Annotated in this window: 18 protein-coding genes; 6 read left to right on the top strand and 12 right to left on the bottom strand. The window is 33.5% G+C overall.

Annotated features, from left to right (window positions below; all coding sequences use genetic code 11):
- Nucleotides 1–22 precede the first annotated feature (22 nt).
- From CJF42_RS19595 to CJF42_RS19575, 5 genes are all read right to left on the bottom strand, one after another.
- Nucleotides 23–364 carry a hypothetical protein gene (locus CJF42_RS19595; protein ID WP_095368302.1) on the bottom strand — a complete coding sequence of 114 codons (342 nt, stop codon included), beginning with the start codon at nucleotides 362–364 and terminating at the stop codon, nucleotides 23–25.
- Nucleotides 357–956: a hypothetical protein gene (locus tag CJF42_RS19590; protein WP_095368301.1), complete on the bottom strand. Its 600-nt coding sequence runs from the start codon at nucleotides 954–956 to the stop codon at nucleotides 357–359. Before CJF42_RS19590 ends, CJF42_RS19595 begins: the two co-directional genes overlap by 8 nt.
- The gene (locus tag CJF42_RS19585) at nucleotides 957–2531 is read right to left on the bottom strand and encodes a hypothetical protein (protein WP_095368300.1); all 1575 of its coding nucleotides are present in this window, start codon (nucleotides 2529–2531) and stop codon (nucleotides 957–959) included.
- A 63-nt stretch (nucleotides 2532–2594) separates the two neighbouring features.
- Nucleotides 2595–3188 carry a DUF2589 domain-containing protein gene (locus CJF42_RS19580; RefSeq protein WP_095368299.1) on the bottom strand — a complete coding sequence of 198 codons (594 nt, stop codon included), beginning with the start codon at nucleotides 3186–3188 and terminating at the stop codon, nucleotides 2595–2597.
- A gap of 379 nt (nucleotides 3189–3567) precedes the next feature.
- On the bottom strand, nucleotides 3568–4860 hold the full coding sequence (locus CJF42_RS19575; RefSeq protein ID WP_095368298.1) for a DEAD/DEAH box helicase: 1293 nt from the start codon (nucleotides 4858–4860) through the stop codon (nucleotides 3568–3570).
- A gap of 351 nt (nucleotides 4861–5211) precedes the next feature.
- Here CJF42_RS19575 and CJF42_RS19570 point away from each other — a divergent pair, with 351 nt between their 5' ends.
- Nucleotides 5212–7167 (top strand): UvrD-helicase domain-containing protein, encoded by a 1956-nt coding sequence (locus CJF42_RS19570; protein ID WP_170940675.1) that lies wholly within the window; start codon nucleotides 5212–5214, stop codon nucleotides 7165–7167.
- A 1-nt stretch (nucleotide 7168) separates the two neighbouring features.
- On the top strand, nucleotides 7169–7639 hold the full coding sequence (locus CJF42_RS19565) for a GNAT family N-acetyltransferase (protein WP_095368296.1): 471 nt from the start codon (nucleotides 7169–7171) through the stop codon (nucleotides 7637–7639).
- Nucleotides 7640–8022: 383 nt separating this feature from the next.
- Here the strand turns inward: CJF42_RS19565 and CJF42_RS19560 are convergent, their stop codons facing one another.
- Nucleotides 8023–9660, bottom strand: a complete 1638-nt coding sequence (locus tag CJF42_RS19560) for an NAD(P)/FAD-dependent oxidoreductase (RefSeq protein ID WP_095368295.1) — start codon at nucleotides 9658–9660, stop codon at nucleotides 8023–8025.
- A gap of 145 nt (nucleotides 9661–9805) precedes the next feature.
- Between CJF42_RS19560 and fdxA the strand changes: the two genes are divergently transcribed.
- On the top strand, nucleotides 9806–10141 hold the full coding sequence (gene fdxA / locus CJF42_RS19555) for a ferredoxin FdxA (RefSeq protein WP_095368294.1): 336 nt from the start codon (nucleotides 9806–9808) through the stop codon (nucleotides 10139–10141).
- 1 nt (nucleotide 10142) lies between these two features.
- Here fdxA and CJF42_RS19550 read toward each other — a convergent pair whose 3' ends face one another.
- From CJF42_RS19550 to CJF42_RS19530, 5 genes are all read right to left on the bottom strand, one after another.
- Nucleotides 10143–10640, bottom strand: coding sequence for a GreA/GreB family elongation factor (locus CJF42_RS19550; protein ID WP_095368293.1), 498 nt, complete (start codon nucleotides 10638–10640; stop codon nucleotides 10143–10145).
- A gap of 90 nt (nucleotides 10641–10730) precedes the next feature.
- The gene (locus tag CJF42_RS19545) at nucleotides 10731–11273 is read right to left on the bottom strand and encodes a DUF1697 domain-containing protein (RefSeq protein ID WP_095368292.1); all 543 of its coding nucleotides are present in this window, start codon (nucleotides 11271–11273) and stop codon (nucleotides 10731–10733) included.
- Nucleotides 11274–11275: 2 nt separating this feature from the next.
- Nucleotides 11276–11608: a YdbL family probable chaperone protein gene (locus CJF42_RS19540; RefSeq protein ID WP_095368291.1), complete on the bottom strand. Its 333-nt coding sequence runs from the start codon at nucleotides 11606–11608 to the stop codon at nucleotides 11276–11278.
- A gap of 9 nt (nucleotides 11609–11617) precedes the next feature.
- Nucleotides 11618–11800, bottom strand: a complete 183-nt coding sequence (locus CJF42_RS19535; RefSeq protein ID WP_095368290.1) for a YnbE family lipoprotein — start codon at nucleotides 11798–11800, stop codon at nucleotides 11618–11620.
- 4 nt (nucleotides 11801–11804) lie between these two features.
- Nucleotides 11805–14234, bottom strand: a complete 2430-nt coding sequence (locus CJF42_RS19530; protein WP_170940674.1) for an intermembrane phospholipid transport YdbH family protein — start codon at nucleotides 14232–14234, stop codon at nucleotides 11805–11807.
- Nucleotides 14235–14482: 248 nt separating this feature from the next.
- Between CJF42_RS19530 and CJF42_RS19525 the strand changes: the two genes are divergently transcribed.
- Both CJF42_RS19525 and feoB read left to right on the top strand, forming a co-directional pair.
- Entirely contained in the window at nucleotides 14483–14707 is a 225-nt protein-coding gene (locus CJF42_RS19525; protein ID WP_095368288.1) for a FeoA family protein, read from the top strand.
- Nucleotides 14707–16857: a ferrous iron transport protein B gene (gene feoB / locus CJF42_RS19520; protein WP_095368287.1), complete on the top strand. Its 2151-nt coding sequence runs from the start codon at nucleotides 14707–14709 to the stop codon at nucleotides 16855–16857. Before CJF42_RS19525 ends, feoB begins: the two co-directional genes overlap by 1 nt.
- A gap of 229 nt (nucleotides 16858–17086) precedes the next feature.
- Here feoB and CJF42_RS19515 read toward each other — a convergent pair whose 3' ends face one another.
- The gene (locus tag CJF42_RS19515) at nucleotides 17087–17983 is read right to left on the bottom strand and encodes an EamA family transporter (protein WP_095368286.1); all 897 of its coding nucleotides are present in this window, start codon (nucleotides 17981–17983) and stop codon (nucleotides 17087–17089) included.
- 93 nt (nucleotides 17984–18076) lie between these two features.
- Between CJF42_RS19515 and CJF42_RS19510 the strand changes: the two genes are divergently transcribed.
- Nucleotides 18077–19507 carry an aminotransferase-like domain-containing protein gene (locus tag CJF42_RS19510; RefSeq protein WP_095368285.1) on the top strand — a complete coding sequence of 477 codons (1431 nt, stop codon included), beginning with the start codon at nucleotides 18077–18079 and terminating at the stop codon, nucleotides 19505–19507.
- The last annotated feature ends 199 nt before the right edge of the window (nucleotides 19508–19706 follow it).

The following is a 19706-nucleotide window of genomic DNA, read 5'->3' as shown; positions in this document are numbered from 1 at the left end:
TGCTTGCAACGAATCTACTAATCTATAATTTTGCGATATAATCTATTCCTTCTATTAAAGCCTGAGTCATATCTCTCGCTGATGATACGGATGCAGTATCAGATTCAACATTAGCCAAATATTGCTTCACTTTGTTAACTTCATCAGAACTTGGTGATCGAATCGCGGTGCGAGTACCAATGACAGTTGAAATCTGATTACTTAACAAAAATTTTTTCTTTTCTAATATCAGTTTCTGTTGGATTAAGCTGCTTTCTTCTTCCACTGATAATATACCATCAAATTCATGATCTAGTTTCAACAAATAAGCATTGATGAGTTTAGCCACTTGTAATAAATGCTCGAGCTGTTTCACATTATTCATAATTCACACCTAGAATGTTATTATCCATTGTTAATAATTGTTGTAATTTATTATCTAAGCGAAAGCCCATTAAATGAGGTTTTTCTGAAAGATCAATCTTAGTTTGCTCTTTAACAGCATTGAAATAACCCATCATAAACTTCGCCTTATCCAGCAATTTTTCATCTTGTGATAAAATAAGCATTTGTCGTGAAAATTCAGACAGTTGCTTTATCGTTTGTGTTCGTTTATCTTGCCAGTGAAATACCGGGGTATTATCTTCCTTTTGGTGCATTGCTATTTGCATTTCTTTCAATTTTTTCAGCCATAGATGTAATTCCTTTTCAACTTTATTTTGCACATCATCATCAACTTGAAGCCTTAGAAATTCAATTTGTTGCTGTGCCCTTATCAGTTTATTTGAAAACTGTTTAATATTTTTTTCACGAGCTTTTAGTAAACGCAGTTGACTTTCTTCACTTTTTTGAATTTCGCTTGCAAACAATACAGCGTTAGCTGCAGTATTCTCTGCTAGTTTTCGCGAAGAATACGTCGAGCTGCAACCAGCCATCAAAGCGCAAAGCAAGATAACTAATAAATAACCTTTTTTCATTTATAACTCCGTACCTACTACTGTTAATCCAACTATGCCAAGGGCTTTGATTATTAAACCCGATAACTCCTCAGTCCTAATACCTGAGTCATAAAATGTCTGTAATTGATCTATTGGGTAGCGCAATAAATTGTGCCATTGATCTATTGCACTTTGTGAGGCCAATAAATGACGATAACTTTTGTGTTCTTTTAGATGAATATCACCACGCGCTATCTTTGAGCGAAGTTGATGACTGTCATACAATGCTGTAAGGATTTTATATACCTGAGGTTTATTATCTCTAGCACGTTTTAACCAGATCGATTTAAATTGTTTATTTGTTTGGCACTCTTTGTGAACATTTTTAAAACCACAATCATAAGAGGAAGATTGACTGTTCCAAGTTAAAGAAAAATCATTTTCACATTGACTTTTAGATTGATAAGAAAAATCACATATTGCCATCATTAATTTGTATTCAGCAGATACTTGCCTGTGCATATCATTTTCAAGCACTTGTAATAACTCATACTCCTGTTGCTTTAAATCTTCCAATTCTTGAAAATAATTAAGCAGCAATATTTGACGGTTTAACTCTAATACCAATGGAGCCAATACTGGTTGTGAATTTTTAACGAGAAAATTCGCCATTATATCTGCCAAGGCTGTTGACTGTGAGGCTATTGCTGCATCAACCAAATAATTTGCTTTTGTCGATATATCATCATTTGTATTGATCCCTTGGATCAAATTACTAATTGCTTCGATAGTATTTGTAGTTAATATTACTCTCGCTGAATTTGATTGCGTCTTAGTATTAGAGAAAGCTTTTTTCAAATCACCGTTTCTCAACGAATTAAATTCAGAAGAACGTTTTTTTACAACGGCTGTATTTTTTAGACGCTTTTTTAACATGTTAACATCTATTAAAGTTTTATTTTTCAGTTCTTTATCAAGTAATAATTCTCTTTGTAGTTGTGTACTTTGGGTGCGATTTAACCCTACTTCCAACGACATTTCGTCATAACTACGCAAAACAGATAGTAATTGCTGACAATTATCATGATATTGTTGATACAAAAGTTGAAACGCTTCATTCGATTGCATTTGTTTCACAAAGGTTGGAGTTGAATCATTGCAGTGAGGAATAAACCTGCGTTCTTCAGGCGTTGTCAATTGTATAAGGTAATCTCGATACTCTTGCTCTATTCCTTGAAAATGAATAAGGCTAGTTCTCACACGAATATAATCTCGTACTTCAGCCAGAGAGTTTAACCCTAAGACACTCAGCCTTTGTTGTGCTTCATGATACATTCGAGACAAACTTAGTTGCCCTGAAGACATTCTCCAAAGGTCATTATTAAGTATTAATTGATCACTTTCATCAGATAAAGCGAGTTCAGCTTGTAATAACTGCTCTAAATTATCAGGTGAAATTATCAGAGATTTATCAGATTCTATCGAACGATATAAACTCGCCGCGGTATTGATCTGTTTATCTTTATTTTCATCATATATATACATGTTGCTACAAGCGTTTAGTAATGTAAGTGAAAGTAAAATCAGAATATTATTTATCCATTTTTTAAGCATTGCATCCCCCAAAATTAGTAGTTTAATAGTGAATGGGAATATCAATATTCCCATTCAAGTTTATTAAACGCCAACAGAACCAGCGGAAATAGGTTCTACCACAGACGCTAGTAGATCCATTAGCTTATTCATGCCTTCTGGAGTTTCTTGCTGTTCTGCTTTAACTGACACAGAATATTTAGCTGATTGGTTAGATTCACGAGTGTGCTCACGGTGACAAGTTACTTTACCATTCATAGAAAAAGCACCCCATCCACCACCAGCTGATACCTCTACATCTCTAGAGGAATTACTAGTTGAAGTGGTTGTCACTTCAATTTCAAGATCGACAGTTGCTTCGCTAATCATGAGAGAGTTGATAGGTACTAAGCCTAACAATGGTGGTTTAACATCAATTTCTTGTTGAGCAACCGTACCATTATCTCGGGTTACGGGGCGTTCAAGTTTCATATCTAATGTACGTACTTTAGTGTCAATAGCATCAGCTGTGATCCCATTCGCTATTTTATCTATGATACCTTCGCTTTTGTAAGCCATTTTCATAATAGAGTTGAAGTATTGATCTATTAGTAATTGATTTGACTTAGCTACAGCTTTAAACGGTTCATAAATTAATCGTTCAATAGGTGCATCACTGATTGTATCTGTAATCGCCATATTATACCTCTTTAGTCTAATTAAATTATTTTAAAGTTATCATTCTTATGATGACCCTTTATAAACGCTTTAAAGGTAATTATGTGAATAAATAAAAAACGTACTACCATCACTACCTATTTAGCTAAACAAAGCTTTGTTGTTAAGGTGAACAAATCTAATAAGTTGAGATAAGGAGACTAAAAGAGAATGGCAATAATTATCGATATGTTTTAAAGCGGTTGTTTCGTGCTGAGTTTTAAGGACATGATTTTAGAGGTTGTTCAATATTATGATGGCTTACATGATCATCATTAAAGATAAAAATAAGCGTTTTTTATAAACACCCCCAGTAAATTAGCTTTACTGGGGATTATCAATGTTTATATCTTAATTACTATTAAAACTTTTTCAGCCAAATATCAGAAGCTTCTATCGCTTTCTTTTTACGGTTTTTCTTACCGCTGCCTTGAGGTTTTGCCATTGGTTTACCTGCATCTAAATAGGCATCAGGAATAATTTCAGCCATTTCAAAACCCGCTACCTCTTCACGTTCAAGTCTTATTTTGTTCTTCTTTTCAATTATTTTAAAATGATGATAATCTTCATGATCAATGAGCGATAATGCTAAACCTACTTCACCTGCTCGGCCACTACGACCAATACGATGCATATAATCTGATGGACTTCTTGGTAGGTCAAAGTTGATAACTACTGGTAGTTTTTCTATATCTAATCCACGAGCAGCAATATCAGTTGCAATTAATACTTCAATTTCACCCACTTTAAATGCATCTAACACACGATTACGCGCGCCTTGGCCTTTATCACCATGAAACACTTCAGCAGTAATACCACGTTTTGATAATTTATCAGCTAAATGTTTACAGCTTTTTTTGGCATTTACAAAAATCAATGCTTGTCGCCATTGATTTGTTTTAACCAAGTGCGCTAATAAAGCTGTTTTTTGCCCTTTGTTAACGGTAAAAACACGCTGCACTAAAGTACTTGTCTCTGCACTTTGAACTTGTATTTCAATAGGGTCGTTAAGTAACGCTTGCGTTAAAGTCTGCACTTGTTCAGGAAAGGTTGCTGAAAATAATAAAGTTTGCTTTTTCTTAGGCATTAACATTAACAGTTCTGCTAGTTCTTCTGTAAAACCTAGGCTTAACATGCGATCAGCTTCATCAAGTACTAAGGTTTTAACACGATCTAACTTTACAGCATTACTTGAGATTAAATCGAGTAATCGACCTGGTGTTGCCACTAAAATATCTGTACCGCCACGTAATGCTAACATTTGGGTATTGACTGATACTCCACCAAACACAGCCACTGTTTTAATTGCACCGTTAAAATGTGCTGCATAAGATTTAATGCTATCAGCAACCTGCCTAGCAAGTTCTCGAGTTGGTACTAATACAAGACCTGACACAGTGTTGCCTTTACTACTTGATTGCTTTTCAGATTTTCCTTGCTGAAAAAGCTGCTGCAATAAAGGCAGTGCGAAGGTAGCTGTTTTACCTGAACCGGTATTCGCCCCTGCAATTAAGTCTCGTCCGACTAATATATTAGGGATGGCTTGTGCTTGAATTGGCGTTGGCTGCTGATATTCAAGCTCAGTTAATCGAGCTAATAAAGGTGAGATCAGGCCTAGTTCAGTAAAATTGGCTGACGTTTTGATGGTACTCATGAATATAAAGGGCTCAAAGGTAAGATAACAACAAAGCTATTTTAGCGTACTTATGCCATATAGAGTTAGTGAAATCGAGCAAACTTTACTTTAAAATCACTTAACGCTCGTTGAAGCGAGTGTTAAACAGCAAATTACCGAGTTACCCCATAAACTAGTATTCAGCTCCCTCACCAAAAAAACAAATGACAAATTCTACTAAACCTTTGATTAATTCACTCCGACCCCTTTATTTGTTTTATACTCTATTTTTATTCTTCATAGTTTGTTTTCATGCAGTTACAGCGATATTGGCTTAGTAAGTTCTTCATAAAAAATCATGTTTCATTAAAGGTTAATCATCAGGGAATTTTGCTTAATAATACACTGATAAACTGGTCTGAGATTGACACATTTCCGCATATTGAATCTCATTTCTTTTTTTGCAGTTTTAATTGGCAAGTTAATAGTATTCAACATCAGTTTAATTGGGTATCCAAAAAAAATGCCTTAAATGCAGTAAAGGAAGCTGTCATTCATTGGACAAAAATAAAACGAAAACCATTAATTAATTTAGCTAATTCTATTAAAGTTAAAATGAATAAAGGCTATTTACGCAAATGTACATTTGACGATATTCAGAGAACAGCAGCTTCTCAACTAATTTATTGGCCTAAAAAAATTGAGTTATTCTCTTTTGATAAAAAGACTTATCAAGCACTTCAATTTTTACACCTCGTTGTTAACTGGGGTGACAAACATTTAGTTGCCTTTCAAAATAACTATATTGATAAACAAAAGAGTATTTATCAAAACTATTTTCAATCTATGGAATCAAACCCTTTAACTGATAAACAACAAACCGCATGCATTGTTGATGAACAAAATAATTTAGTTTTAGCTGGCGCAGGTACAGGTAAAACAAGCGCTATGGTAGGTCGTGTAGGTTATTTATTAAATAGTAATCAAGCAACTGAATCTGATTTTTTACTGCTTGCATTTGGTACGAAAGCAGCTAATGAGATGAAGCTACGAATTGAAGAAAAACTTAACCTTCAGTCGATTAAAGTTAATACATTTCATAGTTTAGGTTTAAGTATTATAACATCGGTTGAATCTAAGCCTCCTAATATTAGTGAACTTGCTGCCAGTGACATAAAAAAACAAAATTGGATAAGATTTCAATTTAAGCAATTACTCGCTCAAAGTGATTTTAAATCAAAAACACAAAAATATTGTCAAACATTCTTAAACGCCCACAAAACGTTAGACAGAAATATTGATGATATTTCAAAGAGTTTAAGTCAACTTATTGGTTTATATAAACTGGGGTTATTTGATAAAAAACAATTACAAACACGTCTATCACAACATAAAGATCACAACCAAATAAAAGCTGAGCTTGAATTGTTATCACCAATTTATCAGCTCTATCAAAAACATCTGTTAGCTCATGACGAAATAGACTTTGAAGACATGATCATCAAAGCCATACACTATGTTGAAACAAATAAGTTTAAATCGAACTGGAAACATATTTTAGTAGATGAATTTCAAGATATCTCAGAGCCTAGAGCAAGACTGGTTAAAACATTAAAAAATCAGGTCGCTAAAGCATCACTTTTTTGTGTTGGCGATGACTGGCAGGCAATTTATAGGTTCACAGGTGCCGATGTCAATTTAACAACCCAATTTGAAAATTATTTTGGTACAACTCAGACGACAGCTTTAGATAAAACCTTTAGGTTTAATAATAGTATTAGTGATATCGCAAGTACATTTGTAATGCAAAACCCTGCTCAATCACATAAAAAAATGCTTACTCACAACCTTGAAAACAAGCCTAAAATCTCATTATATCAAGGAGATAATGAAGATAAATTAAATCATATATTAACTGAAATTAATAATCAGGCTCAACCTTCTCTCTCAATTTATATTCTTGCACGTTATAAGTTTAACTTACCCGATATAGCTCTCTTAAACTCAATGTATAACAATTTAAATATAAAAATAGATACTTTCCATGCTAGTAAGGGAAACGAATCAGATCAAGTCATTATTTTAGGCTTAAAAAGCGGTAAATATGGTTTTCCTGCTGAAAAAAAAGTCTCGCCTTTATTAGATAGTTTATTACCTAAACCTGAAAGTTTTGAGCATGCTGAAGAGCGACGGTTATTTTACGTAGCACTCACCCGAGCAAAGCACCAAGTACACCTTTTATACGATGCAAATAAACCAAGTCAATTTGTCATTGAACTGATAGATAATAATTATGCAATTGAATATAATCCAATATCTACTTCAAAATTAAAGGAAGCTGTATAAAATGGAATTTTATTACTTAAAAGATAAACCAGAGTTTATAACACAAATAGCCGACTGGTATTTTGAGCAATGGGGTTACTTGATGGTAACCCCCAGTGTAGAAATAATTAAACATAAACTTCAAGCGCAATTAAACTCAAACAAATTGCCACTTATGTTGTTATTAGTTGAAAATGAGCAACTCCTAGGTGTTAGCCAATTAAAGTTTCGTGAAATGGATATCTATCCTGACAAAGAACATTGGCTTGGTGGTGTTTATATTTGTAATCGTCAAAGAGGCAAAGGATTAGCTAAAAAGATGATAATTAAGGCTAAAGATATCGCAAGTTCATTAAATGTAAAAACGTTATATTTACAAACAATTGATCTTTCTGGCGGTATTTACTCTCAACTTGGTTGGCAGGCTATAGAGCAAACAACCGATAAAGGCGAAGAAGTTTTAGTAATGCAATGTCATCTCACTCACACCTAAAAATAAGCATAAGTGATTAAGTTTAAATGACCATTTTAAGTTATTTGAATAAATATAACTTATTAAGGGCTGTTGATCTTTCAGGATTAAATTTTGTTCGAGATAAAAGCATTTTAGTCGCGGCGAGTAGTGTGTCGACTAGTCATGCAAAGTAAATACGACTCAACAAAGCATAAAATGCTTTTAGCCGAACAATTCGCTGCAAAAGTAATCTCAAAAGATCAACAATCACTAATGCTTGGTAAAATACAGGCAATGTAATTTTATTACGATTGCTGTATAGACAATAAAAAGATGCTTTTTCTGATATAGTACATAGAGGGCTAGATTGAGGGGGTTTTAATATTCACATTGTAAAACCCCTTTACAATACTACAAAAGCTTTACTTAACGCTTTCAACCATAGCTAATGCCATGGCTTCAGCCACTTTTATACCATCAATACCCGCAGATAAAATACCACCTGCATAACCCGCACCTTCACCTGCAGGATATAAACCTTTGGTATTTAAGCTTTCAAATGACTCTCTATCTCGTGTAATTTGAATTGGTGAAGACGTTCGTGTTTCAACAGCGGTTAACGTCGCATCATTCATTGAAAAACCTTTTATTTTACGCTCAAACGCAGGAATAGCTTCACGAATGGCTTCAATCGCATAATCAGGTAAGGTTTCGCTTAAATCACAGTAGGTAACGCCTGGTTTATAAGATGGTATTACATCACCATGTTCACCACTTGCTCGACCCGCTAAAAAATCACCTACAAGTTGTATGGGTGCATCATAACTTCCGCCACCAACTCTAAAGGCATTTTCTTCTAATTTACGCTGGAATTCCATACCTGCAAGTACATCTTCTTTACCATCTTTTAATGGATAATCACTTGGATCAATACCAACAACAATCGCACTATTTGCATTACGTTCATGACGAGAATACTGACTCATACCATTAGTAACCAAGTGCCCTTCTTCTGAAGCGGCAGCAACAACAGTACCACCAGGGCACATACAAAAACTATAAACCGAACGACCATTTTTACAATGATGAACTAGTTTGTAATCAGCAGCACCTAATATTTCATGACCTGCATGAATACCAAATCGCGCAGCATCAATCACCGATTGCTCATGCTCAATTCTAAAGCCGACTGAAAACGGCTTAGCTTTAATAAAAACATCCTTATCATGGATCATTTTAAAAGTATCACGGGCACTATGACCTATCGCTAAAGCAACAAAATTAGTATCAATTTTCTCGCCGCTGGCTAACGTTAAACCGGTAACTTTTTGGCCGTCGCTAGTACCTTCCATATGGATATCATCAACACGTTCGCCAAAACGAATTTCACCACCTAAAGCAATGATATTAGCTCTCATTTTTTCAACCATAGTTACTAATTTAAAAGTACCTATGTGCGGTTTACTCACGAATAAAATTTCACTTGGTGCCCCCGCATCAACAAACTCATTTAACACTTTACGGCTATAATGTTTTGGATCTTTGACTTGTGAATACAATTTACCATCAGAGAATGTACCAGCACCACCTTCACCAAACTGTACGTTTGATTCGGTATTTAATATTTTTTTACGCCAAAAGCCAAATGTATCTTTCGTACGTTGCCTTACTTCTTGGCCACGCTCCAAAATAATAGGTTTAAAACCCATTTGCGCTAAAATTAAACCGGTGAATAAACCACATGGCCCCATACCTATCACAACAGGACGTTGCGTAAAGTTATCAGGTAGTTGCGCTACAAAATTGTAAGTCATATCTGGACTTACTTTTACATTATTATCTTTTTCAAATGCCGCTAATAACTCATCATTAACCGATGTTTCAACATCAAGAGTATAAATAAGCGTGATAACATTTTTTTTGCGTGCATCATAACCACGTTTAAAAACCGTAAAATCAACTAATTGATCGTCAGTTATGTTTAATTTTTTTAGTACGGCTTGCTTTAATTCATCTTCTTGATGATTTAAATCTAATTTTATATCGGTTAAACGCAGCATTGGGGATCTCATTGAAAAATAGCAGCGGTATTTTACCTTATTGTGTTTAATATTGCCTACAATAATAAACAAGAGATTGAATTAATATTGTAGCTAGGTATCATGCCCCTTTATTTTGCGTATACCCAGTAGGAAATAAAGTCCCATGGCCTTTGTAGTAACCGATAATTGCATTAAATGTAAATACACAGATTGTGTAGCAGTGTGTCCTGCAGATGCTTTTTTTGAAGGTCCAAATTTTTTAGTGATCAACCCTAACGAATGTATAGACTGTGATTTATGTCCTGTTGAGTGTCCGGCGGGTGCGATTTTTCAAGAAGATGAAGTACCTGAAGATCAAAAAGATTTTATTAAACTCAATGCTGAGTTAGCCGAGGTTTGGCCTAGAATAACCGAAGTCATAGCCCCACCTGAAGATGCAAAAATGTGGGACGGCGTTGAAAACAAAATAGCATTTTTAATTGTCGACAATGAAGACTAGCTTAAAGCACTGAAAAAATAACATCTTCTAATACCATTGAGCCTAAGTTCACCTTGATCTCATCATCTTGATACTTACCAACTAAAGCTTGGCCAATAGGTGATTTAGGTGTGATCACCGTAATCTTATGCTGTTCAAGTTGTGTAACAAACCCACCAGCAAATGCAGCAATAAAAAACCAATGCGTCTTAGCTTGATCTTTTTCTAACTGCACTAAATGACCAACATTAATTGGGGTGTCAGTTTCAAACTCATCAATAACATGTTTTTGCGTTTTTAAAATATGGAATGCTTTAATTGCAGTTTCAAACTCATCAACACGCTTAGATTGACCTTGAGCCAAGTAACCTGCTTCAATTGCTATAGTATCGTACTGCGTTTCTGCCACAGATTCATCATTTACAGCTGCATCACGTGCGTTATTCGCGGCTAAAATTGCATTTTTTAATTCTTTCTCTAAATGCTTAATAATCTTACTAATTAACTGCAGTTTATCCATTGCTCTCTCAATTCAAATAATACTTAGCCATTATCTTCCAAAAAGGGGTCGGAGTTAATTAAATCATTATTTAATTAACTCCGACCCCTTTTAATTTGCTAACTCACATAACTTATTAACTGACTTTAAATTTCGGGTTGTCGCTAATACATTTAATTTCTTTTCAATAAATACATTAGATAATTTGGTTTTTCCATAGCCATTTGGACAATGTAAATAAATACACTTATCACCCAAGACCAATTTTTCAGGTTCATTAACATATTCCATTAAGCTATCAAAGGCATCGTTCTGAGGCTGCTGAGTTAAAAAAGTAACTAACATTTTAGTGCCATCAGCTTCTAAATTCACCTCATCAAAAGGTAAGCAAGCTAACACTTGTTTGAATTGATTAGATGTTCTGACATCAACTGGTACTTCAAAGTCGTATTTAGTTTTTATCGCATCAGCTATTGTTCTTTGAATATTCTCAACATTTTCTATTACAGAGTCAAAAATCACATTGCCACTTTGAATATAGGTCACTACATTTTCAAAACCTAAGCTTTCATAAAGTGACTTTAATTCTTTCATTACGATTTTCTTTTGACCACTAACATTTATTCCTCTGAGAATTGAAATATATCTGCTCATTATCAATCCTTTTTAACCCATTGATCTTTTTTATTTTTAATAAAATTACCTGATGCTGTTTTTTGAATTGCTTTTTTTCCAGCTAACGTTGAAACCTGATCTAGCGTTATTTTATTTTTACGTGCTAACGAAATATATAACTTTTTACGTTTTTTATTTACGGTGGTCACTAGGCCAGTAACTTGTGCATTGTTTTTAATAGCTCCTAAATAACCATCAGGCATTTCACCAACCAAACCTTGTTGTTTTGCATCTTGAAGCGTCAGCGCAAATACTGAAAACGACATGCTTAGCATGATGATTAAAAAAGAGGTGTATTTAATTAATTTATTCATGTTTTATCCTTAAAATATTGAGCTATCTTCACTAAAAATATCATCAAGTTCTTTATCAACTTTTACACGAATTTCATGATCAATTTTCAAATTTAAGTTAATTGTTATTGGCTCTTTTGCGCTTACTTCTATTTTATGTGTACATGCGCTCAATAGAATAACAGCTAAACTACTAGCTATTAATACCTTCATATTATCAATCCTTTTGTTGTAATTTTTGAATAATTTCACTTTGTACATTATCTGCTATTCTTAATGACTTAATTAAACCGAGTAAATCATAATTAATATTTAGGTTTAAATTCACATCATTATCTAAATCTGGATTTCGCCCTTTTATTACTGTATCTAGTAACATTCTGCCATTATCATACATAAATACATCAGCATTTAATTCATGATAATGTAAGTTTTCTAGTGCATCAAATGCTAAAGCAAGCTCTGTGCTCGTTTGCTTTAAAGACTCCACACCTGGGTTATCTTTAATTTGAATCACTCCTTCGCCTACATTAAACAACTTTCCGTTTTCTATCCTAATGTTATCATCTATAAATAACGGTAAATCACCTGACACTTTACCTGTTACTATGATCCCTTGTTGTTTTTGAAGTTCAACTATTTTACTTAAATCTATTTGCTGCAAGTTTAATGTTACCGCTTTTTTTGCATCTATCGGCCAATTAAATTCAGGTATATTAAAGCTACCATCAAAAGCATTTGCTTTAAAATTCAATAAAGTTATATTGAGTTGATTAGATTCAAAGTTAATAGATGAAGTTGCTATTAATTCAGAAATAGGGGTACCAACATCAATACTACCAAGCTTTACATTATTAGCTATATAATGAGTCGTTATTTTCTGGTTATTTAATTCAAACTTTTGTCGCCAATCAAAACCTTCAAGCCAAAAGCCATTTACTTCACCAATCACATCTTTAACATCAACGGATAAATCCAATTCATTGTTTAATGCATTTTTCATGTCTGTTAACTGGCCTTTTAGTTGGTAATCTAATGATCCATTTATAAGTGCTATATCTAATTTATTTGCGATATTTAATGCTAATAAACTAGGTATACTTAACTGGTCCATTGAGATATCAATATATGGTTGAGTGATATCGCCTTGTATCAAATAATTTGCCAAGTTTATATCATCTAATACAATAGAACCTGAAACCGCTATATTTTCAAAAGAACCATCAAGCTTTGATTTGATGACTAGCTGATTCGTTTTAATAATATTTTTTAAAATACTTTTGCTTACAATAGATTCAAGGTTTAAATCTAAAATCAAACCTGTTTTAGGTGCCAGTTTTACTTTACCTAGAAACTCAGTTTTTACCTTAAGAATATAAACAGAATCAAACTTTACATTTTTGATTACGATATTAGAATGTGGCAAAAATTCTATGAAAAACTCATCAGTATTTCTATTTAATTTGCCTACTAAGTTAACTGATATTGCATCTTGAATAATTTCCTTACTTACATTTAATTGTGAACTAATTTTAAAATACGTATTAAATATTTCAAAATTAAAACTTGTCGTGAGTGCTTCAAATTTAACTAAGCTTGACTGTTCAGATTGGGGTTCAATAAATGTTATTGTATCTACAGTGATGCTTTGTTGTTCAAAATTAACCTTTAAACTGCCCTCTGGTTTAATAACAATTAATTCTTTTTTATTGTTATTGAGTAAATCTATTAAATATTCTGGTGCTTGTTTATCCTTTAACAATTCAATCAAAGTATCGTGTTTAAAATTAAAACTTGCTTTACTTTGAGGGTCAAATACTAGAGCAACTTCTTTTTCATTTATTACAGCTTGCCAACCTGCATTATGTGTTAATTTAAAAGGCCCACTATGCAATATTCCCGCTTCACTCTCTACATCTAAATTTTCTGAATGCTGCTTTACATTCAAAAGGTTATTTTGCCATGTAAATTCAGAGTTAACTTCACCTTTTACATTTAAGTTATTTTGTATTTCTATTGGTAAGGCTATATCGTTAGCAGCTAAAAATTCAATCGATGGTTGCGCATTTAAAGCGACCTTGCCACTGATTTTATTATTAAAAATATTAAGTGACATGCTGACTAACTCAGTCTTTAATGCTGTTGATAAATGGATTTTATATTCATTATCAGCAGCTAAAAAGCTGCCAGTATAAACTGGTTTTGAATTAAAGGTCTGATAGGTGAATTGGTTTATATTGATAGCAAAGGGTAAGTTAAATTCACTTAGCTCTTTGAATCTTGAATGAAGTTGAACTAGCGGTTTAGCTGCTGTTGCTGATTTTTTAAACTTGAACTTCTTTAAGCCTTTTACCTCAACTGAATTTAAATTTACCCCCTTTAACGTGATCCCCCTTTGATAAAACCAGTCAACTAAACCTCCTTTTAAAGTGATATCAAACATGTCATGGTTTAAACACAACTTATCTATCACTATATCGAGATTTGGCTTTAACTTTATTTCTGAGCAAGATAGAGTCATGTTATATGGGGCAAGGTAAGGTTTAATAAAATGCAGAATTAAAGCCTGTCTATTAGTAAACACGACACCTAATAAAAGAGTAATAATAATTATAAAAATAAAGCTTAATTTTAACCAACGTTGCATAGGATCCATTTCTAAGTAAAGCTATCAGTGAAAATAATACTGGCTATCTAAAGGAAAGTAGATAAGTTTTTTAATGATCCTTTAAAAACACAACATGTTCCCTAAAAAGCAACAGCAATTAAGTCACTTTTAAAAACATTGATTTTAACCAAATAATTAATAGCTAAATCAATTTGCTTTGTACTTATAACTGCTATTCTTATAAAATTGTAATATAAGTAATTATCATTTTCAAAGGCGTTTAATATATGACATTAGTTGATTTGACTAAAAATCAAAAAGCAAAAATAATAGCACTTCCTCAAGATAGAGTGCTTGCTTCCCAACTATTGGAACAAGGATTCGTACCAAATTGCGAAATTTCATTGGCACATAAAGCTCCATTAAATGGCCCTTTAGCTTTTCGACTAAATAATACCAAAATGATAGTGCAGCAGTATGTAGCGAAACAGATCACAGTGGATGTTATTTAATGCCTCATTATCATCACTATGCATTAGTTGGTTTTGCCAACTCCGGAAAAAGTACCCTTTTTAATTTATTATCTTATGGTAATCAAAAGGTAGGCAACTGGTCAGGCGTTACAGTTTCTGTTAAATCAAGTGAAGTTAATTTACCTAGCCATACAGCCAAACTTTCTGACTTACCAGGCTTAAGCTCTTTAACCAAAAGAGTGTCTCAAGGAAAAGATTTAAGTATTTCGCATAACTTTTTAGCAAAACAGAACATAGATTGTATTGTAAATGTTGTTGATGCCACTCAGTTACAACGCCAATTATATTTAACAACACAATTGCTTGAGTTAGGCATTCCCATGATAGTTTTATTAAATAAAACCGATCGTAAAGAAGCAACTCCCGTTAACATCCATACTTTGTCAGAGACGATTGGTTGTCCTGTTTTTGAAATTAGCGCTCAAGATAAAACAAGAATAAAGGAGATTCATACAGCTTTAAGTAAAGCTTCAACGCCAAAAGATCATAAAGTTGTATCACGTGAAGTTACAAACAAAGATGATATTCAAAATCATGATAATTGTGCGTGTAACTTTAAAGATGAGCCTTTAGCACTAATCCATCAGCGTCATCAATTTATTAAAAACACATTAATACAAACAACATCAGCACAATCAGAGCGCATTAGTTTTACCGATCATATTGATAACTTAGTTTTGCATCCTATTGCAGGTATTCCGATATTTTTGGCAATGATGTATTTATTGTTTATGTTTGCGATAAATGTAGGTAGCGCATTTATCGACTTTTTCGATATTTTAAGTGGTACTATTTTTGTTGATTATCCGATGCATTTTTTATCTGCATTTGATTTACCTCAATGGCTCATAACCATAGTTGAAGGTGTGGGAAGTGGTATTCAAACCGTTGCAACTTTCATTCCTGTTATTATGTGTTTATTTATTGGGTTATCGCTATTAGAAAGCAGTGGTTACCTTGCGAGAGCCGCATTTGTTGTTGATAGTTTAATGCAAAGAATAGGCCTTCCTGGTAAAGCTTTTGTGCCTTTAATTGTTGGTTTTGGTTGTACTGTACCTGCCGTTATGTCAGCAAGAGTACTTGATAGTGAAAGAGAGCGTATTTCTACCGTTATGATGGCGCCATTTATGTCATGTGGTGCTAGACTCCCTGTTTATGCCTTGTTCGCAGCTGCATTTTTTCCTGATAGTGGTCAAAATTTAGTTTTTCTTTTATATCTCATTGGTATAGCTGCAGCGATATTTACGGGATTTTTATTAAAGAAAACTGCCTTAGCTGGTACTAGCTCTATCAATATTTTAGAACTGCCTTTATATGAAATACCTAAATTTACTCAAATTAATGCGCGTGTATTTGCTCGTACTAAAGGTTTTATAACTGGTGCAGGAAAAACAATTGTCATTGTAGTGTGTTTATTAAATTTCTTTAATTCAATTGGTACAGATGGAAAATTTGGCCATCAAGACAGTGAACAATCAATTTTAAGCACAAGTGCAAAAGTAGTAATGCCCGTACTGGCTCCTATGGGTGTTAAAGAAGAAAACTGGCAAGCCGGTGTGGGTATAATTACAGGTATTTTTGCAAAAGAAGTCTTAGTTGCCACATTTAATAGTCTTTATTCTCCAAGCGCTTCAGATGGTACTGCTGAACCGTCATTAAATGCGAGTTGGTCTGAAGCAATTGCTACAGTCAAAGACAATTTATTAGGCATAGAAGCTGAAGATCCACTAGGAATGCATGTAGGAGACTTATCTGATTTAAATGTGGTTGCCCAAGAGCAAGAAGTTAATTTATCAACTTATAGCATAATGCAGTCGGCTTTTGCAGGTAAATTAGGCGCATTTAGCTACTTACTGTTTATTTTGCTTTATACACCTTGTGTTGCAGCTATGGGTGCAATAAAAAATGAAGTAGGCAGTCGCTGGGCTGGATTTGCAGCAGTTTGGAGTTTTGTATTAGCCTATTGTGCTGCAACCTTATGTTATCAAGTAGGTAGCTTCATAAATCACCCTGTATATGCAATAACAACAATAATAGTGGTTTTAAGTGTGCTATTTTTAGTTTACTTGTGGTTAAAATCTTATGGTTCTAAAATTTTGACTATACCTGTGGCGGTAGAATATTCATAATGTATTTAAAATATTAAACTATTATATACCCATGTTACTTCAAAATGCATGTTTCAGAGCTATCTGAGCGAGCCCAATTCAAGGCGTGTTGATGCAGGAATGTAGGCAACCTTTCAAACGAACGCAACGATGAAGTGGGTTTGATCAGAACCGCCGTCTCGGCGAATTTTGAAGTGCCTGGGTATAACTGCCGTTATTTATTCAAATAGCGGCTGTTATAATTCACAGACTAATTAACCCGATATAAACCAAATTTAAGCTTTAACTTTTTAATTAGTGGTTCAAATAACCCAAAGGCAATACCAGATAAAATACATACACAAGACAAAAATTTAGTCATGCCTATCTGTTCATTATAAAAAATAGCTGAGCCTAATAAAGCAAATAGTGGCACTAATAATGTCAATGGCGACATAGTACTTATAGGGTATTGGACAACCAATTTGTTCCATAACCAGTAACCGAATAAAGTGACTGGATACGCTTGAAATAAAACAGAAAATGCAATCAAGTAGTTCATATTATTTATCAGTGAAACATAACCCGAGGTGCCATTAAGCATTAAAGATAAGGCAAATAGTGGAATAGGTGCAAAAATACAAGACCATACAACAAAAGCAAACATATCGTTAATTATAATTTTTTTAATAACCAAACCTACAATGCTAAAACTCAATGATGCAAAACCCGCAAATAGTATACCGATTAAAGTGACTGAACCATCTTGCAATGTAAATATAAGCGCTAAACCAGATAGTGAGATTAAAAGACCTATTTTTTGTAAAACGGTTACTTTTTCTTTTAAAAATAAAACCCCTAATAAAACAGATATAAATGCACTCGATTGTAGAATTAAGCTCGACATCCCCGCTGATACACCCAAATGAATAGATAATGTCAACATACCCCAAACCCCGACACCAAAAGTGAGCCCATAACCTGCTAATACAAACCAACTTACATTAGGCCTTTTAATAAAAAATACAGCTGGCAATGCAGCAAAAGTGAATCTGAGACCAGTTAAAATTAATGGGTCCATGCCCTCAACACCTAATTTTATTACTGAAAAATTAAACCCCCATACACATGCTACTGCGACTGCTATTAATAAATGAATTCGCGTCATAACTTATCCTGATATGCCAAAATATATTTGATTAGTATGCTAAATTCACAAATAATAAACAGATTCAATTTTTTGATATTTTTAGAGTACAATTTGCCTGCTAAATACATTTTACTTTCAAATAAAATTATTTCTGATATAGCGCAACAACGATTAAGTTTTGGCCAACGTATGCCTGCGATACGTAAGTTTTCTAAAATGCATGGCGTAAGTAATACAACTGCAATTAACTGTTATCAAAACCTACAGGAATTAGGTTGGCTACAGGCAAAACCACAATCAGGATATTTTGTAACTCAGCCCTTTGGTAAAAAGGCCCCTCCGAAGTTTCCACAGTTTACGAGTAAAATAAGTCAACCAAAAAGTATTACGCCATTAAAAGAAGCGATGAACAGCCCTTTTTATATCTCATTAATTGCGCCAGAGTTAATACCGTTAGCAGCGCTCAATAGATGTACTAAATTAGGTAATATCAGACATCAACATCTATCTCATTTATATCCAGAATACCAAGGACAAGAAACATTACGCAATGCTTTAAGCCAACATTTTAGTGAACTTTACTTTCCATTAAATGCCAATAAATTAATGATCACCAATGGCTGTATTGATGCCGTAAAAACAGCCATTGAAGTAACAACTAACCCAGGCGATGCTATTGCAATTTCATCTCCGTGTTTTAATGGTTTAATTGAGCTATTAGCGAGTTTGAATAGAAAAGCAATAGAAATCCCCTGCTTTGATGCCCAGCTAGATTTAATTCAATTAGAGCGACATCTAAAAGAAAAAACTATCAAAGCATGTTTATTTAATAGTAATCACATTAATCCACAAGGGATCAGTTTTAGCGCACAACAAAAACAAAAATTAGCTGAGCTTGCACAAAAATATCAAACCCCAATTATAGAAGATGATATATACTTGGAACTTAGCCATAGCTCTATCACCCCTTTGCCTATAAAACATTGGGATAAATCAGGTTGGGTTTTATGGTGTGGCTCAATATCTAAAACAATTTCACCGAGTTACCGCCTTGGTTGGTGTGAGCCTGGCAGTTTTTTTGACAAGTATCTATTGAACAGAAGCATAAGAAATTATGGTGTAAACTTAGTTGTGCAAAATATGCTTTATGAGTTTATTTATTCAGGACAATATGCAAAACATTTAAAAAAGCTAAAAATTAAACTTAATCAAAATGTGCGAGATTACCATAATGTACTTTCTCAACACTTACCAAAGCAAGCCAGAATAAGTACTCCGCAAGGCGGCTTAGTTATTTGGATACAAGTTCCTAACTTAAATAGTAAAACGTTATTACTAGAAGCAATCAAGCATAAAGTCTATTTTAGAGTAGGTAATGAATTCAGTACTTTAGATTTATATAAAGACTGCTTACGCATTAATATAGGTTGGGCGATTAAACCTTCATTAACAAACAAAAGCCAAACAAATGATCAATTCATAAGGTATCAGCAACTCATTAAGTTATGTAAATTAATTAAAAAACAGCAGCATTTTCTTTAAGTGTATTGCGAAAAAGAGTCTAAGAATCGTTATTGTCTTCTAATTACTTTATACCACCCTCCCGTTATGATGATATTTCACAACTAAATATGACTACCGAACAATAAGATATTTTAGCCTCATATCAGTTTTTAGTTTATCGGATAACACCCACCTATCGAAAAATCACACAACACGCTTATACCAACTATGATGATGT

This window comes from Pseudoalteromonas sp. NBT06-2, assembly GCF_002276045.1.
Taxonomy (GTDB): Bacteria; Pseudomonadota; Gammaproteobacteria; order Enterobacterales; family Alteromonadaceae; genus Pseudoalteromonas.
This window is presented reverse-complemented; position numbering and strand designations above follow the sequence as displayed.